The sequence below is a fragment of the Jeotgalicoccus sp. ATCC 8456 genome, assembly GCF_016313225.1.
Taxonomy (GTDB): domain Bacteria; phylum Bacillota; class Bacilli; order Staphylococcales; family Salinicoccaceae; genus Jeotgalicoccus; species Jeotgalicoccus marinus.
The window spans coordinates 150,781-168,973 of the sequence record NZ_CP066224.1; the positions used below are offsets into that span (position 1 = coordinate 150,781).

General features: G+C 36.4%; 15 protein-coding genes and 1 pseudogene. 11 read left to right on the forward strand and 5 right to left on the reverse strand.

The window, feature by feature from the left end:
* Window positions 1–3: 3 nt before the first annotated feature.
* The 6 genes and pseudogenes from JEM45_RS00905 to JEM45_RS00930 all read left to right on the forward strand — a co-directional run bounded on the left by JEM45_RS00905 (window position 4) and on the right by JEM45_RS00930 (window position 8,361).
* On the forward strand, window positions 4–1,185 hold the full coding sequence (locus JEM45_RS00905; RefSeq protein ID WP_370545373.1) for a M20 metallopeptidase family protein: 1,182 nt from the start codon (window positions 4–6) through the stop codon (window positions 1,183–1,185).
* A 1-nt stretch (window position 1,186) separates the two neighbouring features.
* Window positions 1,187–2,461 (forward strand): amidohydrolase, encoded by a 1,275-nt coding sequence (locus tag JEM45_RS00910; protein ID WP_198687551.1) that lies wholly within the window; start codon window positions 1,187–1,189, stop codon window positions 2,459–2,461.
* A 119-nt stretch (window positions 2,462–2,580) separates the two neighbouring features.
* Window positions 2,581–3,725 (forward strand): annotated as a pseudogene (locus tag JEM45_RS00915) (aldehyde dehydrogenase family protein); the annotation flags it as partial.
* A 30-nt stretch (window positions 3,726–3,755) separates the two neighbouring features.
* Entirely contained in the window at window positions 3,756–5,060 is a 1,305-nt protein-coding gene (locus JEM45_RS00920) for a CitMHS family transporter (RefSeq protein WP_026866833.1), read from the forward strand.
* A gap of 155 nt (window positions 5,061–5,215) precedes the next feature.
* Window positions 5,216–5,416: a cold-shock protein gene (locus JEM45_RS00925; protein WP_035856279.1), complete on the forward strand. Its 201-nt coding sequence runs from the start codon at window positions 5,216–5,218 to the stop codon at window positions 5,414–5,416.
* A gap of 128 nt (window positions 5,417–5,544) precedes the next feature.
* Window positions 5,545–8,361 (forward strand): AAA family ATPase, encoded by a 2,817-nt coding sequence (locus JEM45_RS00930; RefSeq protein WP_198687552.1) that lies wholly within the window; start codon window positions 5,545–5,547, stop codon window positions 8,359–8,361.
* Between the two features lie 14 nt (window positions 8,362–8,375).
* Here the strand turns inward: JEM45_RS00930 and fetB are convergent, their stop codons facing one another.
* The 4 genes from fetB to JEM45_RS00950 form a co-directional block, all read right to left on the reverse strand.
* Complete coding sequence (gene fetB, locus JEM45_RS00935) at window positions 8,376–9,137, reverse strand: ABC transporter permease (RefSeq protein WP_026866835.1); 762 nt, start codon at window positions 9,135–9,137, stop codon at window positions 8,376–8,378.
* A complete protein-coding gene (locus JEM45_RS00940; RefSeq protein ID WP_026866836.1) occupies window positions 9,134–9,838 on the reverse strand; it encodes an ABC transporter ATP-binding protein in 705 nt (234 codons plus the stop codon). Before JEM45_RS00940 ends, fetB begins: the two co-directional genes overlap by 4 nt.
* Window positions 9,839–9,980: 142 nt before the next feature.
* Complete coding sequence (gene rpsD, locus JEM45_RS00945) at window positions 9,981–10,583, reverse strand: 30S ribosomal protein S4 (RefSeq protein ID WP_026866837.1); 603 nt, start codon at window positions 10,581–10,583, stop codon at window positions 9,981–9,983.
* 221 nt (window positions 10,584–10,804) lie between these two features.
* Window positions 10,805–11,275, reverse strand: a complete 471-nt coding sequence (locus JEM45_RS00950) for a GAF domain-containing protein (protein ID WP_026866838.1) — start codon at window positions 11,273–11,275, stop codon at window positions 10,805–10,807.
* A 113-nt stretch (window positions 11,276–11,388) separates the two neighbouring features.
* On the opposite strand from JEM45_RS00950, the gene JEM45_RS00955 reads away from it, so the two are divergent.
* Genes JEM45_RS00955 through thiI form a run of 3 tightly spaced genes read left to right on the forward strand, consistent with a single transcriptional unit; the run spans window position 11,389 to window position 15,464 of the window.
* Window positions 11,389–13,080: a septation ring formation regulator EzrA gene (locus JEM45_RS00955; RefSeq protein WP_198687553.1), complete on the forward strand. Its 1,692-nt coding sequence runs from the start codon at window positions 11,389–11,391 to the stop codon at window positions 13,078–13,080.
* A gap of 57 nt (window positions 13,081–13,137) precedes the next feature.
* The gene (locus JEM45_RS00960; protein WP_026866840.1) at window positions 13,138–14,265 is read left to right on the forward strand and encodes a cysteine desulfurase family protein; all 1,128 of its coding nucleotides are present in this window, start codon (window positions 13,138–13,140) and stop codon (window positions 14,263–14,265) included.
* Window positions 14,262–15,464: a tRNA uracil 4-sulfurtransferase ThiI gene (gene thiI, locus JEM45_RS00965; RefSeq protein WP_026866841.1), complete on the forward strand. Its 1,203-nt coding sequence runs from the start codon at window positions 14,262–14,264 to the stop codon at window positions 15,462–15,464. Before JEM45_RS00960 ends, thiI begins: the two co-directional genes overlap by 4 nt.
* A gap of 53 nt (window positions 15,465–15,517) precedes the next feature.
* Here the strand turns inward: thiI and JEM45_RS00970 are convergent, their stop codons facing one another.
* Window positions 15,518–16,315, reverse strand: coding sequence for an NAD kinase (locus JEM45_RS00970; RefSeq protein ID WP_026866842.1), 798 nt, complete (start codon window positions 16,313–16,315; stop codon window positions 15,518–15,520).
* Between the two features lie 194 nt (window positions 16,316–16,509).
* Here JEM45_RS00970 and sppA point away from each other — a divergent pair, with 194 nt between their 5' ends.
* Together sppA and JEM45_RS00980 are read left to right on the forward strand one after the other, a co-directional pair.
* Window positions 16,510–17,508 carry a signal peptide peptidase SppA gene (sppA, locus tag JEM45_RS00975; protein ID WP_198687554.1) on the forward strand — a complete coding sequence of 333 codons (999 nt, stop codon included), beginning with the start codon at window positions 16,510–16,512 and terminating at the stop codon, window positions 17,506–17,508.
* Window positions 17,509–17,519: 11 nt separating this feature from the next.
* Window positions 17,520–18,101 (forward strand): RDD family protein, encoded by a 582-nt coding sequence (locus JEM45_RS00980; RefSeq protein ID WP_051220507.1) that lies wholly within the window; start codon window positions 17,520–17,522, stop codon window positions 18,099–18,101.
* The last annotated feature ends 92 nt before the right edge of the window (window positions 18,102–18,193 follow it).

The window sequence follows — 18,193 nt, forward strand, 5'->3', positions numbered from 1 at the left end:
ATGATGTTTACTATTGATGAACATACAATTAAAGATGCAATTGATTATAGAAGAATCTTGCATCGCTATCCTGAACTGAGTACAGAAGAATTTGAGACTTCAAAAAGAATTCAAGAAAAATTAACTGAATATGGTATTCCCTTTAAAACAGGCTTTGCTGGGACAGGGATACTCGGCATCATAGAAGGTGAACAAAGCGGTAAAATAATTGGTATAAGAGCAGATATAGACGCTTTACCAATGAAAGAAATTTCAGGAGTGGATTACGTTTCAGAAAATGAAGGCGTCATGCACTCATGTGGTCATGATGCGCACACGTCGATGTTGCTCCATGCGGGTAAAGTACTAAACGATAATAAAAAAGATTTAAAAGGAACGATTTTATTAATCTTCCAACCTGCTGAGGAACTATCACCGACAGGTGGATCAAAGGCTATGATGGAAGATGGCATCTTTGATGAATATGAACCAGAAATGCTCTTAGCTCAGCATGTATGGCCAGATCTTGAAGTTGGCAAATTTGGAGTGATGGCAGGGCCAATAATGGGCAATTCTGATAAGTTTAAAATCATTATAAAAGGTTCTGGTGGCCATGCCTCAATGCCACATAGTACGGTAGACGCTTTGATTACCGGAAACCAAGTTGTCAATGCACTACAAACACTCGTAAGTAGAAATGCGAACCCGATGGAACCTGCCGTTTTAACAGTCGGACGTTTTGAGGCAGGCACTAAACATAATGTCATCGCAGAAACTGCAGAACTTGAGGGTACGATTCGTACACAGTCAGATGGTACGAAAACATTGATGAAGAAACGCTTCTTTGAAGTGGTTGAAAATGTTGTAACCTCAATGGGTGCTGAATGTGAAATTATTTTTGACGATGGCTACCCTGCAACAGTAAATGACGATCACTGGGCGAGCGAACTTAGAAAATCTATCGTGAACCTTTACGGTGAAACGGCTGTCCCATCCTTGCAACCAAGTTTAGCGGGTGAAGACTTCGCAAGATTCCTGCAAAAATATCCAGGTGTGTATTACTGGTTAGGAACGTCAGTCGGTGAGGGTCAAAAACCACTCCATAACCCTGCATTTAGATTAAATGAAGATGCTTTTAAATACGGTATCACTGCGATGGTAAATATGGCTGTAGATACATTGAATAGCTTAGCAAAGGAAGAATAATATGTCGGATATCTTAGTTGAAACAAGAAGAAAATTTCATCAGTTTCCTGAAGTGGGATTTACTGAATATATTACAACCTATGAAATTTACGAGCATTTAAAAGATACTGATTTTACCTTACATCTCGGTGACGATGTTTTACTAAAGAGCGCGCGAGTTGGTATGCCTTCAGAAGAAACGATGGCAGCATCTTATCAAAGAGCACTTGATTACGGTGTGCCAGAGTCATTTTTAAGTAAAGTAAAGGATGGTATGACTGGTGTTATCGCGACTATAGATACAAATAAACCAGGTCCTCATTTTGCGGCACGTTTTGATATTGACGGTCTGCCGATTACAGAGGCAACAGATCAAGCACATATCCCTAATAGTGAAGGCTTTGGTTCACAGCATTTTGGTGAGATGCATGCTTGTGGTCATGACGGTCACATCACGGTTGGACTTAATCTCGTGAAATATATTAATGCTAACATTGATAATTTAAAAGGACGTTTTACAATTATCTTCCAACCAGCCGAAGAAAGTGTTAAAGGTGCAAAGTCTGTTGTAGAAAAAGGGTGGTTGGATGATGTTGATTACTTCTTTTCCTTACATCTTGGTATTAGAAAAATGCCGGTGGGCACTGTTTCCTTATCCACGACAGACTTCTTAGCGACGACTAAATTAGATGCACATTTCACAGGGAAATCAGCACATGCTGGTGTAGAACCAAATGAAGGAAATAATTCACTTTTAGCTGCATCAAGTGCAGCCTTGAACTTAAATGCGATTGCTAGACATAGAGACGGTGCGACTAGAATAAATACAGGATCACTTACTGCGGGAAGTGGAAGAAATGTAATAGCAGACCAAGCAAAAATGGAAATTGAGACACGTGGTGAAACAACTGAGTTAAATGAATACATGTATGAAAAAGCGGTAAAAGTCTTAGAATCATCAGCTAATATGTATGACAATAAAGTAGAGATAGAACTCGTTGGGCAGGCTGTAAGCTCAGTTTGTAGTAGTGAATTGGTTAAAATGATTAGAGATACAGTTGAAAAAGTAAATTCTGTAAAAGACTTAAGAGATGCCTTACCACTTGGTGCCTCAGAAGATGTTACTTTGATGCTAGATCGCGTCCATGAAAAAGGTGGGCAAGCAACTTATATGTTGTTCCCATTTGATCTTAAGTATGGACATCACCACCCGAGTTTCGATCTGGATGAGAACGTCTTACCAGTTGCAGTAGAAGTATTCCAAAATGTTACTCTGGCAATAATGAAAGCGGATTAAAAAATTTACAGAATATGCAAAGGAATAGTTGGAGATTTTCTTAAACAATGTTATCTTAAAAATGCGGAAAGAATTTAATAAGTTTTAAAGGATATTAAAAACAAAGGAGAATTTATTTTATGATACCGTACAAACATGAACCATTTACTGATTTCTCTAAAGAAGAGAACAGAGATTTATTAAATAAGGGGTTTGAAACAGTTAAGAAAGATTTTGGTTCTGACTATCCATTGATTATTAATGGTGAAAGAGTCTTAACTGAAAAAAATTAGCATCTTATAATCCTGCACAAAAAGACGAGATCATTGGACAGATGTCTCAAGCAGGTGAAAAAGAAGCATTAGATGCAATGGAAGTTGCTAAAGAAACATTTAAAGAGTGGAGAAAATCAACATTTGAATTCCGTTCAGATGTACTTTTTAAAGCAGCTAACATTATTCGTAACAGAAAATTTGAATTCACAGCTTTACTTGTAAAAGAAGCAGGTAAACCGTGGAAAGAAGCTGATGCAGATACTGCAGAAGCGATCGATTTCTTAGAATATTATGCAAGACAAAATATAGAACTTAAAAACGGTAAAGCAGTCGTTTCACGTCCTGGTGAGAAAAACCGTTTTGACTACATTCCATTAGGTGTAGGGCTAGTGATTTCCCCATGGAACTTCGCTCTAGCAATTATGGCAGGGACAACTTCTGCAGCCTTAGTAACTGGTAATACGGTCCTATTAAAACCATCTTCTAAAGCTTCAGTAATTTCTCATAAATTTGTTGAAGTACTAGAAGAAGCAGGTTTACCAAAAGGTGTAGTTAACTTTATTCCAGGTTCAAGTCGTGAAATTGGTGACTTACTTGTTGAACACAAAGATACAGCATTTGTATCCTTCACAGGTTCACGTGATGTCGGTGTAGATATCTATGAAAAAGCAGCAGTCGTTCAAGAAGGTCAAGTTAACCTTAAACGCGTGATTGCTGAAATGGGTGGTAAAGATACAATCGTAGTTGACAGCAGTGCAGACTTAGATTTAGCTGCAGAGTCAATTGTCACTTCAGCATTTGCATTCTCTGGTCAAAAATGTTCAGCATGTTCACGTGTTATTGCTTTAGAAGATATTCATGATGAGCTATTAGAAAAAGTTGTTGCTTTAACTAAAGACTTAACAATTGGTAACCCAGAAGAAGATAACTTTATGGGGCCAGTGATCGATGAATCATCAGTTGAAAAAATTCAAAAATACTTGGAAATTGGTAAAGAAGAAGGAAAACTTGAAGTCGATAGATAAAAGAGGGGGATCTTTATGCTTACGATAGTTGGGTTAATTGTAATACTATCGATAGTTGTTTTATTAATTACACAAAAGCTGAATCCAATTGTTGCGTTGGTGACAGTACCGTTTATAGGGGCACTTGTAGCAGGGTTTAGTTTAGAAGAAATTACAACGTTTTTTAACGACGGAATTGCTTCAGTTATTTCAGTTGTTATAATGTTTATTTTTGCTATATTGTTCTTTGGAATTATGCAAGATACTGGGATGTTTAATCCTTTAATCCAACGGATGGTTAAACTTTCTAGAGGAAATGTCATACTAATTGCAATGGCAACTGCTATCATAGGTGCCATTGCTCACTTGGATGGGTCTGGTGCGTCGACATTTCTAATTACTATACCAGCTTTACTTCCGCTATATAAGCGACTTAATATGAGTCCGTATTTGTTGGTCATGTTAATTGGTATCAGTGCCAGTATCATGAATATGGTGCCTTGGGCAGGACCTTTAGGTCGTACTGCGGCAATAACAGGTTCTGATCCATCAGAGTTGTGGCAACCTTTAATTCCCTTACAAATTTCACTGATTGTTCTCTTAGTTTTAATGGCAGCATTTATCGGAAACTTAGAGAAGAAACGACTTGAGAAAAATGGACTATTGATTCAGGGAATCAACATGGATGAATTTAATGTAGAGAAATCAGACGAGAAGACAGCATTAGTACGACCTGAGCTTTTATGGTTTAATATATTATTAACGCTTTTAGTCGTTGGATTTTTAATGTCAGGATTACTGCCTGCAGGTTTAATTTTTATGATTGCTGTAAGTATCGCATTAGTAGTGAACTATACTAATGTTGACATACAGATGGAGCGTATTAGAGCACATGCACCGAGTGCCCTGCTAATGGCTGCGATTATTCTAGCAGCAGGGTCATTTTTAGGTATATTAGAGAACTCGGGAATGTTGAACTCACTTGCTGAAGATATTATCGTTATTTTACCTGGTGCGCTCATTCCATATTTACATTATGTTGTTGGTTTCTTCGGTGCACCGTTGGAACTAGTCCTGAATACCGACGCCTACTACTTTGCACTCTTACCAGTAGTCGAGGAGATAGTCGTTGCAGAAGGTGTAGATAATATTGTCGCAGCCTATTCAATGATGATAGGTAATATCATCGGTACTTTCATCAGTCCATTCTCTCCAGCTCTATGGCTAGCGGTTGGTCTTGCAGGTATAGAAATGGGTCGATATATCCGTTATGCTTTTTGGTGGGTATGGGCATTCAGTATACTTGCAATGGCTGTGGCCTTTATACTCGGTATTATTTAGTAATAAACACTTGGCATAATTGCTAGTGTGTGGTATATTAAGAATGTAGTTTTTAAGATAAGTTTAAATAGTTTCTATTTCATAGTTGAAAAAACTCTTTTAAATGTTCAAAACTGCAAAAATAACACGTGCATAAGCACAAGGAGGTTTTTTCAATGAATGAAGGAACTGTAAAATGGTTTAACGCTGAAAAAGGTTTTGGTTTCATCGAACAAGAAGCTGGAGACGACGTATTCGTACACTTCTCTGCTATCCAAGCTGATGGTTACAAAACTTTAGAAGAAGGTCAAAAAGTTACTTTTGAAATCGAAGAAGGTCAACGTGGACCACAAGCTGTCAACGTTACTGGAGCTTAATTATAAATAGTACATTTTGAGAGACACCGAAAGGTGTCTCTTTTTTTATGTTTGAGTCATTACTTTAGATTATTCTGAACTTTAGTATAATAAATGATACCTATTTTGTTTTAATGGAGGTACTAGGGATGGGAAAAGATATATTAGTCGGTAATGGCAGAAGAGAAGTTCCTTTTCAAGATGTATTTAAAACAATAAAAAACAATGACAGAATCATCATGTCTCAGGTTGAACCATATCATACTTTAATCGACGGAATGAACATACCGAAAGATTGTTATACAGCAATAGAAGGCCGTGAAAATGAAAGTGTCGTGATCAGTGCAGGTTTTACTGTGCAAGGGGAATTACATTTAAAAAATTTAACGATTGATTTTGGTCTTACTGATGAACGATCTGGTGAGAGAATCTATGTTGATGGTGGGAAGCTTACCTTAGAAAATGTCAAGATAATTGGAAGTAAAAGAATGGCGAGTCCAGTCTTTATCAATGGTGGTGGCGAGCTAAAAATGAAGCGTTCTGTAGTGGATAACATTGTTGAAAGAAGTTACGCTTTAGAACTCCGTGAGGATTGTAATGGTGATATTTATAAGTCAGAACTAAATGGGATTGTGGTTAATAGCTCATCACTCTTAATTGATGATTGTAAAATTACTGGCGGCGTATATGTTAAGGAAAGTTCGAGATTTATAGCAAATAAATCAACTTTAAATTTCTATGATTCGGTCGATCCTAGAAATATATATATCACTGACAGTCAAACTGATTTAAATTTATGTACGGTAATCGGTGATATCAATGATAATCCGATTAGGGGGTTTAATGCCAACCTTACTTTAACAAAGTCAGATGTTACAGATGTTAGGGCTAAGGGTTTTGGTGTTGAACTAAATGATAGTAAAGCAACCTTCGATGGCAATAAGGTTCGAGGCGTGTTTCTTAAAAATTCACAGCTCACTGAGAAGAGTTGGATGACTGTCTATGGATTTTTTGAACTCTATGCTAAGAGTCACTTTAAGGTGGAGAATTTAGCTGTGATGATTGTACCCCCTGTATATTCCATGCAGATTCATGAAAACTCAACGGTTGAAATTAAGAATTTGTCATCTCCCTATAACCCGATAATGAGAGTCGTTGACTCAGAGTTGACCATCGATAATATTCAGAGTGATTATTATCCAATCGCTGTCGATGTGTCTGGTAGTTATAAAGTAAACACTGAGGATAAAAAGACGAAGATTCAAGAATTAATGACAGATGTCGACAATAACAAAGTTGAAAATCAACAAAGTAACGAGCAACCGACTGTCAAGAAGGGGAAAGCATTAGAACAGCTTAATAATTTAATCGGTCTTGGCGAAGTAAAAGATGCTGTTAAGAAATTTATAAACTTGGCTAAAATTAACAAGGCAAAAGAGGAGAAAGGCTTACCCGTTCGTCAGTCGTCTCTTCATTCTGTCTACCTTGGAAACCCAGGAACAGGTAAAACAACAGTCGCAAGATTAGTCGGTCAAGCTTTATATGAAGAAGGTGCTTTATCGAACAATAAATTCGTTGAAGTATCTAGACAAGATCTAGTATCCGGTTATCTTGGAAAAACTACAGAAATTACTTTAGAAAAATTAAAAAGTGCCCACGGTGGAGTATTTTTCCTAGATGAAGCATACACCTTAAACAGTGAAGGCGGAACGACGAATTATGGTCAGGAAGCACTCGATACTATACTTAAATATATGGAAGATAATCGGGATGACATTATGATCATTTTTGCAGGCTATACAAAAGAGATGTATGACTTCTTTAATATGAACCCAGGTTTGAAATCTAGAATTCCACATTATTTTAAATTTGAAGATTATAGCACTGAAGAACTCGGGAAAATTGGCATTAAAGAGTTAGAAAATGAACATTATGAATTTGATCATCAAAAATATGCAAAAGAATTAAAGAAAGCTTACAGTCGCTCGACTGATGGTAGTAATGCTAGATTTGTTCGGAATTTTAATGAAAAACTTATACTAGAACAATCGAATCGGGTGGCTGAATCCGGAACCATTGAGTCAGATGACTTCTTAAAAATTACAGATGAAGATTGGACAAATCTTTTAGGTAATGAAAGTGAAGCGGTCAATAGTTTAAAAGCCTTACATGATGAGCTCAATAGCATGACCGGATTAGATAATGTGAAAACTTTTATTAACCAATTGATTAAAGAAGCTCAGGCAAATAAAATGTTTGAAGAAAGAGGGATAGATGTCGGTAAGTCTTCCTATCACATGAGCTTTACCGGTCCCCCTGGAACAGGAAAAACGACCATTGCAAGATTGATTGCAAAATTCTTTAAAGCCCTAGACATTTTACCTGACGATAAAGTAATTGAAGTCGATCGTAGTGATCTTGTTGGATCATATATTGGTCATACAGAGAAAAACACAAGTAATGCAATTGATAGAGCAATGGGTGGGGTACTGTTTATTGATGAAGCCTACCAACTGTCCATAGAAAATAGCGATAATGACTTTGGTAAACAAGCAATTGAAACACTCATCACAGCTATGGAAAATAATCGAGAGAAATTTATTGTCATCTTTGCAGGTTACACCGCTGATATGGAACGGTTTATGTCATCAAATGAAGGTTTAAGATCAAGAGTCCCGTATACTTTAGAGTTCCCACAATTTAGTGCTGAGGAAGTTGCAGAAATTGTCGTTAATAATTTAAAGAATCAGTGGCGATTCAATGAAGATTTCTTAAGAATGGCAGTCATCAATAAATATGAGAGTTTAAAAGATCAAGAAAAGACGAGTGGACGTTACGCCCGTAACTTTACTCAAAAGCTTCTAATGATGCACAAAAATTATATAGTTAACGAGAATGTAGAACCAGATAATTTTGACTTTATTATAGATTCAACAATTTTATCAATTGTCAAAGAAGAAAGCTAATCTAATTATTTGGATTAGCTTTCTTCTTTTATACCGATAAATTGCAGCTTATTGTTAAATAACCTAGGATAAGATAGATATCCGACGATAATTGAGGCAATCGTTGCTGTCATCAGTATTAAAAAGAGTATTAAAAGTTGGTATAAGACTGCTTCTAAGGGGTCTGCACCACCTATAATGAGCCCACTCATCATTCCAGGGAGTTGTACTAGACCCATGGTTTTTTGCGATTCTATGGTCGGAATCATGCTTGTTCTGATTGCAGATTTTAAACTACCTGATACGGCACTTTTTTTGTCACCACCAAAGGATAATATTAGTTCTATAATTTCATCACTTCTTTTAACTTCTTCTTTGAATTCGCTGACAAATAGTAGAGAGAGCACCATACTGTTTCCAATAACCATCCCTGATATTGGGATGACTTCTTGAGCAGTGAAATCTATAATACCCAAGCTAAGCATAAGACTCATTGAAAGTAATTCTACCGTAATCATAGCAAGAAGAATCGTCCATGCAATACCAGGAATGCCACTGCCTTTTTTAATAACATTTTGTGTTGCGGCTAGAATCATGACAATAATCATCAATATGATGAAAATTGGGTTTTCTGCATCAAAAACAAAGGTTAGTATATAACCAATTATTAAAAGTTGGATAGTTGAACGTATAGTCGCAATGATGATGTCATTTTCTAAACCAAGTTTTAAATATAAAGTAAGTACTAGAGGGATAAGTACAAATACTAACGATAATAGTAGTTGTGTAAAAGTCATTCATACTCACCCCTCACAAAGGATTGAATATAAGTGTTATCTGATTGGTTGATAAGGCTAGCTTCACCAAATTCAAGTAAATGACCGTCTTTGAGAAACCACATATCATCACTTACACGCCGAGCTTGTTCTAAATCATGGGTAATCCAAATGGCAGTGAGTCCCACATTTTTTTGAAGTTGACAAATTAAGCGTTCAATCTCTCTCACCATACGATATTCCACGCTACTGGTTATCTCGTCAAGTAGTAAAACTTTAGGTTCATTAACTAAAGTTCTAGCGATAGAAAGCCTGCTTCTCTCACCACCAGAAAGTACTTTCACTTTTTGATTTAAATCGATATGACTAAGATCCATGCATGCTAATAGGTCTTTAGCAATGGCCGTGTCGAGCTTCTCATTAAAAATAGATTTAGGAAGATTTAAATTATCATAAACTGTTCCTTCGATCATTGGGGAGCTTTGAAAAGCCATGCCAATTTCCTTTCTTAGTTCTTTTTTATTTATCTGTTCAATATCTTGTCCTTTAAAATATATATTTCCTTGACTGGGGGACAAGAGGCTGTTGATATGCTTTAAGCATGTTGTTTTACCAGCACCACTTGGACCTACAAGGGTAGTAATCTTATTTTCTTTAAAAGATCCGGTAATATTATGCAGAATATCTTTGTGACTAACATTTTTAAATTCAATTAAAGACATGTTCCACCTCAAATTCGTTATTTACCTATATATCATATCAGTTATCTTTCATAAATAATTAAAAAATAATATTGAAAAAGAAAAAAGCCTGAGAACAGTAATAATACCAGTGTTCTCAGGCTTTCTAGTGTTTCGAAAGTGCTTATCTTGAGTAGTACTCAACGATAAGTTGTTCGTTGATTTCAGCGTTAAGTTCGCTGCGCTCTGGAAGTCTGTCAAAAGTAACTTCAAGGCTATCTTCATTGAAAGTAAGGTAGTCTGGCGTGAAGTTGCTTAATTCAACAGCTTCAGCAATGATATCTAGTTTACGTGATTTTTCACGAACACCGATAACTTGACCTGGCTTAACGATGAATGAAGGGATGTCAACGCGTTGTCCATCAACAGTGATGTGACCGTGGTTAACTAACTGACGTGCTTGACGTTGTGTACGAGCAAGACCTGCTGCACGAACGATTGCGTCTAAACGAGTCGCAAGTAAGATCATGAAGTTCTCACCGTGTACACCTTGCATTTTACCAGCACGGTTAAATAACGTACGGAATTGACGTTCGTTGATTCCGTAAAGGTAACGAAGTTTTTGTTTCTCTTGTAATTGCATACCGTACTCAGAAAGTTTAACTCTTTGAGTCGGACCATGTTGTCCTGGTGCGTAAGGACGACGTTCTAATTCTTTACCAGTGCCTGTCAAAGAAATTCCAAGACGGCGTGATTTTTTCCAGATTGAACCTGTAAAACGAGCCATATTTAGCTCCTCCTTATGTTTTTTAATTTATGCAAAAAACATCATAAGGGAATAATCTCCTAATAGGGTATACATTCTAAAGTGCCTTCGCCTCATAGCATTGGTTACACAGCACATACCTGACGCGGGGGAATGCATACTATCTAATAGTGATCATCCGCTACTTATCTGTTCATTTACACAATAAATAATAATACATGACTTAAGGTATAAAGTCAATATTAAATATATTTAATCAGCGTATCTACAAAAGCTTTTAAGCCGAGTCGATCTTCTTCTGTAAAGCGTTCTAAGATTGGTGCGTCTATGTCTAAGACACCAATACCGACACCGTCTTTATACATTGGAACAACAATTTCAGATTTACTGTTAGCATCACATGCAATATGACCAGGGAATTCACTGACATCATCGACGATGAAAATATCATTTCCTCTAAAAGCAGTACCGCATACACCTTTTCCATTTTCTATACGTACACATGCTGGTAAGCCTTGGAACGGTCCTAAGATTAATTCATTAGATTTTTCTTCATATAAATAGAAACCAACCCAGTTGATATCTTTTAGGAATGTGTTAAGTAGTGCTGAAGCATTTGATAAGTTAGCAATACGATCTGTTTCATCTGAAACTAAACCTTCTAGCATTTTGTTAAGTGTCTCATAGTCTTTTATTTCAACTTCAGTAAACATGACAACCTCCGCACTGTATTTATATAATGTGATTTTAAAGAATTATACATTTATCTGTTTTAGAACGCAATGATTTGGGCTATAATTAAGTTTATGTATAGGAGGTAAAGTGTATGTGGGTGTATATATTAATTGCGATTATTATATTAGTAATCGTTACGGCAGCTGTGCTTTTATATCTGAGGTCTGTTAAAACACAGATGGTAAATGAGCAGTACAGCAAATTAGAGGAAACAAAAAATCTTCCATTTAAATTGGATATAGACAAATTAAAAAGCTACAATCTGCACGGGGAAGCCAAGGAATTATATGATGGCTGGCAGAATGAGTGGAATGAGACTGTTAATACTCACAGTACACATGCAAGCGAGTCTTTAGAGCAGTCTAAGTTAAACATAGAGAAGTTTAAGTTTAATAAGAGTACTGAGAATAATGAAGCAGCCGGAGAAGATATTGAGCTGATTCAGGCCAAGTATGATGAACTGACTAGTGATATCGCAAGTTTCATGGAGTCTGTAGATAAGGGTAAAGAACAGTACATCGATAGTGAACGTCTATATCGTGAAGCAAAACGTGATGTGCTTGCCAATGGGCACAAGTTTGGTGAAGCCAAACAACCACTTGAAGAAGTGATTAAATCTTATGAGAATGAGACAGCTAAGTACGAAAAAATGGTCAATGATGGGAACTATATTCGTGCGAATGAGTTTATCTTTAACACCCATACAGAACTCTCGAACTTAAAAGAAAACATGGATGAGATTCCACTGTTAATTAAGGAAGTTAAAAAGGAACTGCCACAACAGTTCCAAGAACTTAGATATGGTTGTCGCGATTTAAGAGGCCAAGGTTATGACCTAGACCATATCAAAGTTGAAAATCGTCTGTCTACAATGAAGAGTAACTTAAATCGGGTAGAACCACTCGTTGCTAAGCTTGAACTTGAAGAAGCAGATACGATACTTGAAGGAATTCATGATGAATTAGACGATATGTATGCACTTGTTGAGCATGAAGTAACTGCAAAAAACAAGTTTGATCAAGAGCAAGATGTCATCAAAGATGAACTGCTTAAATCTAAGTCCTTAAACTATACGCTACGAACTGAAATTGAGTATATTAAAGAACAGTATCATATTGATGAGTCGGATGTTCAAAAAGTCTATAATTATGAAAATGAAATTGAAAATCTTACAGGTATCTTCAGTGAGATGATTAGCGAAACTGAAAAGAATACGACACGTTACAGTGCTGTTATTGAAAATATTGACTACCTTAAAAATAATGCACACACGATTTTTGAAGAGCAAAACGCCATTCAAGAACACTTAGTTAACTTACGTGAAGACGAAGCAGAAGCAGAAGAAAATCTTCAGTATGTGAATGATCGTAAAGAAAAAGTGTATCGTGATTTGATGTCTTCAAACTTAGTCAATTTACCTGAACAATTTGTTGTTATGAAGCATGAAATTGAAATGAACATTAATGACATTGAAAAAGTGTTCGAACGTCGACCTTTAAACGTCGAGTACGTCAAAGAGAAAGTCAATGACACAGTGAAGATGACAAACAAGTTTGAAGTTGAGGCGAGTGCGGTTATGAGGGATTCTCAACTGACAGAATTAATGGTACAATACGGAAATAGATTCCGTAGCCAAGATCAGGCCTTAAGCCAACAACTTGATGAAGCGGAAAGATTATTTAAAGAAAATCGTTACAAACGTGCTTTTGATGTTGCAAAAGATGCAATTGAAAGTAAAGAGCCTGGTAGCGCCGCTAAAATTGAAAAACAATTTGATAAGTAAACATCATGACTTAGGATATGTCATTATCCTAAGTCATTTTAATGTGAGAGGTGACACATGATATATTTTGACAATGCAGCAACAACAAAACCATTCAAAGAAGCATTAGAAACATTTAACACGACGAGTGAAAAATATTTCTATAATACAGCAAGTATTCATCAGGCAGGTAAAAATGCAGCTAAATTGTTAGAAGCCGCACGTAAGCAAATACTTGATTTAATGTATTTACCAGACTATGATTTAGTATTTACAAGTTCGGCAACTGAATCGAATAATATTGCTATACTTAGTACCTTGAGACACAAAAAGCAATTTGGTAAAACGATTTTAACGAGTGAATTAGAACACCCAAGTATTGTTAACGTTTTGGCTGAGATGAAAGATGAAGGCTTTATCGTAAAATATATAAAGACGACATCTGTTGGTAAGATAGATTTAGAAGACTTTAAAGAAAAGTTAGATTCCGACGTCATTTTCGTAACAACGATGTCTCTAAACAATATCATTGGTAGTGTTCAGCCGATTGAACAAATGGTTAAAATATTAGAAGATTATCCAAAAGCACATTTTCATGTCGATGCGACCCAAGGAATTGGTAAGACAGATATTGATTATAAGGGCGTTGATACAATTAGTATCTCTGCTCATAAGTTCAATGGTGTAAAAGGTGCGGGTGGACTTTTTGTTAAGACCTTGAGTAATCTTCATCCGGTATTTTACGGTGGGGGACATGAGTATAATGTGAGAAGCGGTACTGTGAATTTACCAGGTATTACCGCAATGACTAAAGCGCTACGTTTAACGCTCGAAGAAGCAAGAAGTGTTAATATACGACTCAATGATTTTAATGGCCAGATTAGAGATGCCGTAAAAGATTTAAAATCTATAAAAGTCCAACCGAAAGATGCACCATATATCGTGAATATGTCCTTTGTCGGTGCTAAAGGAGAAGTAGTCGTTAATGCCTTGTCTAAAAGGGGCATATTAGTCTCAACAACAAGCGCATGCGCCTCAAGATTAGCTGAGTTAAATGAAACTTTACTTGCTTTAAAGAATCCAGATGACGTCATAGAAGGAAGTATAAGAATCTCCATGGGACACTATACGACACAAGACGATGTAGACGCATTGGTTACAGCGTTAAAATCAGTCTATGAAGAATTAGGAGATGTACTAAAATGAAATTTGATCATATATTAATTCGCTATGGTGAGTTAACCCTTAAGACAAAAAATAGAATGATGTTTGTCTATGCACTAAGAGATAGAATGAGAAAAGCCTTAAAAGGTTTTGATGTTGACGTAAAGGCAAATAGAGACCGTGCTTATATTGAAATTAACGATGAAGACCCACATCAAGTCATTGATAAGCTAATGAATATCAGTGGAATTCTTAGCACGTCACCTGTAGTTAAGATTGAAAAATCAGATGAAGCGATGAAAGAAACAGTCATGAAATTTGCTGAGAATATTAAAGCGGGTGAGACTTTTAAAATCGAAGTCAAACGTGCGGACAAAAATTATCATCTCGATACTTTTGGTGTACAACAATTACTCGGCGGTCATGTCATGTCGAATACAGAGCATATGACTGTTGATGTGAAGAATCCTGATTATAAGATCATGGTAGAAGTCAGACAAGATGCGATTTATATGTATTATGAGTCTATCAAAGGTCTCGGTGGTTTACCACTTGGTACAGGAGGTAAAGCTTTACTCATGCTCTCAGGTGGAATTGATTCACCCGTTGCAGGTATTGATGTTATGAAGCGTGGTGTAGAAATAGAAGCCATTCATTTCCACTCGCCACCGTACACGAGTCCTCAGGCGACAGATAAGGTGAAAAAACTTGTGGACATTATGAGTGACCGTACAGGTTTTGATATAAAGTTGCATATCGTACCATTCACGGAACTTCAAACAACAATATACGATAAGGTCCCGGATAACCTATCCATGACATCTACTCGACGTATCATGCTGAGAATCGCAGAACAACTAGCTAAAAATATTGGGGGAGAAGCGATTGTTAACGGAGAAAACTTAGGTCAAGTTGCATCACAGACCTTAACAAGTATGTATGCTATAAATGAAGTGACAAGTATGCCAGTCTTAAGACCCTTACTCACTTTAGAGAAAAATGACATCGTGAAGATGGCGAGAAAAATGGGGACATATGAAACATCCATTCTACCATTTGAAGATTGCTGTACAATCTTTAAGCCGAATGCACCAAAAACGAAACCGAATCTCGAATCAGTTAAGAAATTTGAGAGTGGGGTCGATTTTGATTCAATGATCGAAAAAGCTATAGAAAATATTAAAATCTATACACCGAACCACAAAGTAGAAGCTGAAGACGACTTTAGTGATTTACTGTAAGAGGTAAGATGATAATAAGAAAACCAGGTCAAATTGACCTGGTTTTCTTAATTCTATAAAAAGTTTCTCTGAGTTTTGTGCCAAAATGTATTGTTCGTAAGTTTAATTGTGTTGATAGAGTGGTCACTCAATTTTACACTAATTTTTTCAGTGTTTTGTACTGACAGTGCTTCATTATCCATACTCATTATTGGATAATACTCGATTGAATTGTCTATGACCAAAGTAATTGGTCGTTTTTTCGATAAAAGGAAGCTCGTTCCGAGTGTTCTGTGGTTATTGTTGTTCACACTACCAAGTTCAGTCACCTGCATCGCTTTAACTAGTGGATCAATAACTGCACCGCCAAGGGATTTGTTGTAGCCTGTCGATCCTGTAGGTGTGGAGATAACTAGGCCATCCCCGTTGAAATGTTCAAACAAGAAGTCATCAATATAAATATCCATCATGATGGTTCTTACTAGGTTTGATCGAATAGTAAACTCATTTAAACAATAGTTCGGCTGATTGTCATTAACCTTCACTTCAATAATAGGGTATTGACGTGTTTCAAAATTCATTGTCTCAAAGACTTCACGTATTTCAGCTAAGTTGTGGTAGTTAAAATCGACGTACATATGGTTTCGGTCTTCGACTCCAATGCCGATATATAAGCAATCATCTCTAAAATCGCTCTTACGAATTGCTTGTAAAAAAGCACCGTCTGCACCAATTGATGCAATAATGTCAGCAGTGTCAGATGAATCGGCAATCTTATAACCAATATCTTCAAATAGTTGTTGTAAGTCAGTTAGTATCTTCTTTGAATTTTTATAGGTCGGTTCAAATAAATAGATGCTTTTTTTTGTCATAGGATTACTCCATTTCACTCTTTGTCTGATTATTATTAAATCTAGACTACCATAGAAAAATTAAAAGTTCTATTAGTCATCAATCTATAAACTTCATAACCTTAAATGTACCTTAAAAGATATTAGGTTTCATTGTGACGCTATTAGGGGTAATGTTATGATATCTTTGACTTAAATATAGAAAGGGTGTTTTCATGAAAAGAATTATTGCATTGGTTTCAGCAATTGCAATTGTCATTTTAGGACTTGGTGTGTCCTTTATGTCTTCTTTATGGGCAAGTGATTGGGAAGATATGTTTAATGACCTTGCATCAACTGAAGCAAGCAAATCTTCTATTCTTGAAGAAGGGGATGCAGGAAATAAAATCGCTGTATTGAACTTTGAAGGAACCATTCAGGATACTGGAGCAACTGTTGGCATGTTTGGATCGGAAGGTTATAACCATGAGTTGACGATTCAGGCGTTGAAAGATATTGCTGAAGATGACACATATAGCGGGGTACTTCTTAATGTAAACTCACCTGGTGGTGGTGTCTATGAAAGTGCTGAAATACATAAGTACTTAATGGCAGTTAAAGAAAGCGGTAAAACAATATACAGTTCGATGGGTAACATGGCCGCTTCTGGTGGCTATTATGTTTCTGCACCAGCAGATCAGATCTTTGCAACAGATCAAACGATTACTGGTTCAATTGGTGTAATCATGCAGAGCATCAACTACGGTCAGTTAGCTGAAGAACACGGGATTTCATTTGACACTTATAAGAGTGGAGAAATGAAAGATATGATGTCACCGTCTAGAGAAGCGACCGAAGAAGAACAAGAATATATTCAAAGTATTGTAGATACAATGTTCCAAGACTTCGTTGACGTCGTAGCTGAAGGTAGAGGTATGACTGAAGAGGAAGTACGTGCAATCGCTGATGGCCGTATTTACCTTGGTGAGGAAGCAATTGAAAATGGACTTGTTGACCAAAATGGTCACTTCGATGATGCACTAGCTGCCTTAAAAGAAGAGCTCGGTGGGAATCCACAAGTGGTTGAGTTTGATGGAGGTTACAATTCTTCATTCCCATTTGGTGTACAGATTAAGAGTGCCATAAGTGACTTGTTCGGTGGTGGCGAGGTTAGAATGGTTCAAGAACTAATCGACAACCGACAAGGTGTTCAACCGATGTACTTATATGAATAGGAGGGAAACGTATGACTGAACAAGTAAGTATCGAACATGATGATACAAATTACATTACAGCGTTAAATAACATGACTCATGCAGGTTTCTTCCCGAGATTCATATCATACATCATTGATATTGTTGTACTTTGGGGAGTCGCTCAGTTAACCATTGTACCGCTTCTATCAATATTTGATTTAAGAAATGTTTTCTTTGGTATAGAAGCATTATCCTTAGAGAACATAGGTACAACGTTGTTATATTTTATCTATTTCACATTGATGACATTTTTCTTTAAACAAACAGTTGGTAAGATGATTCTAGGTATAAGCGTCAATTCTTCTACAGGTGAAAAGTTAACATTCGCACAAACGTTTTACAGAGAAACAGTGGGACGAATTATTTCAAACTTCTTATTATACTTGCCATATCTTGCAGTCTTTTTTACCAATGCAAAGATTGGTTTACACGACTTTATAGCTGACACTTACGTTGTGAATGATAAGTACAGTAAATATTCACGTCGAATTAAAGACGAAATGTCAGCAGATACTAAATCGAATTTAAGTGAAACTTCATCGATTGATCACACAGTTGAACGAAACTTTTAAAGTGAACTGATTGATGCGAAGTCAGTCATGTAATATAATCAAGACACTAGGACTATCCGGTTTATGGATAGTCCATATTTTGTGTAAAGAGG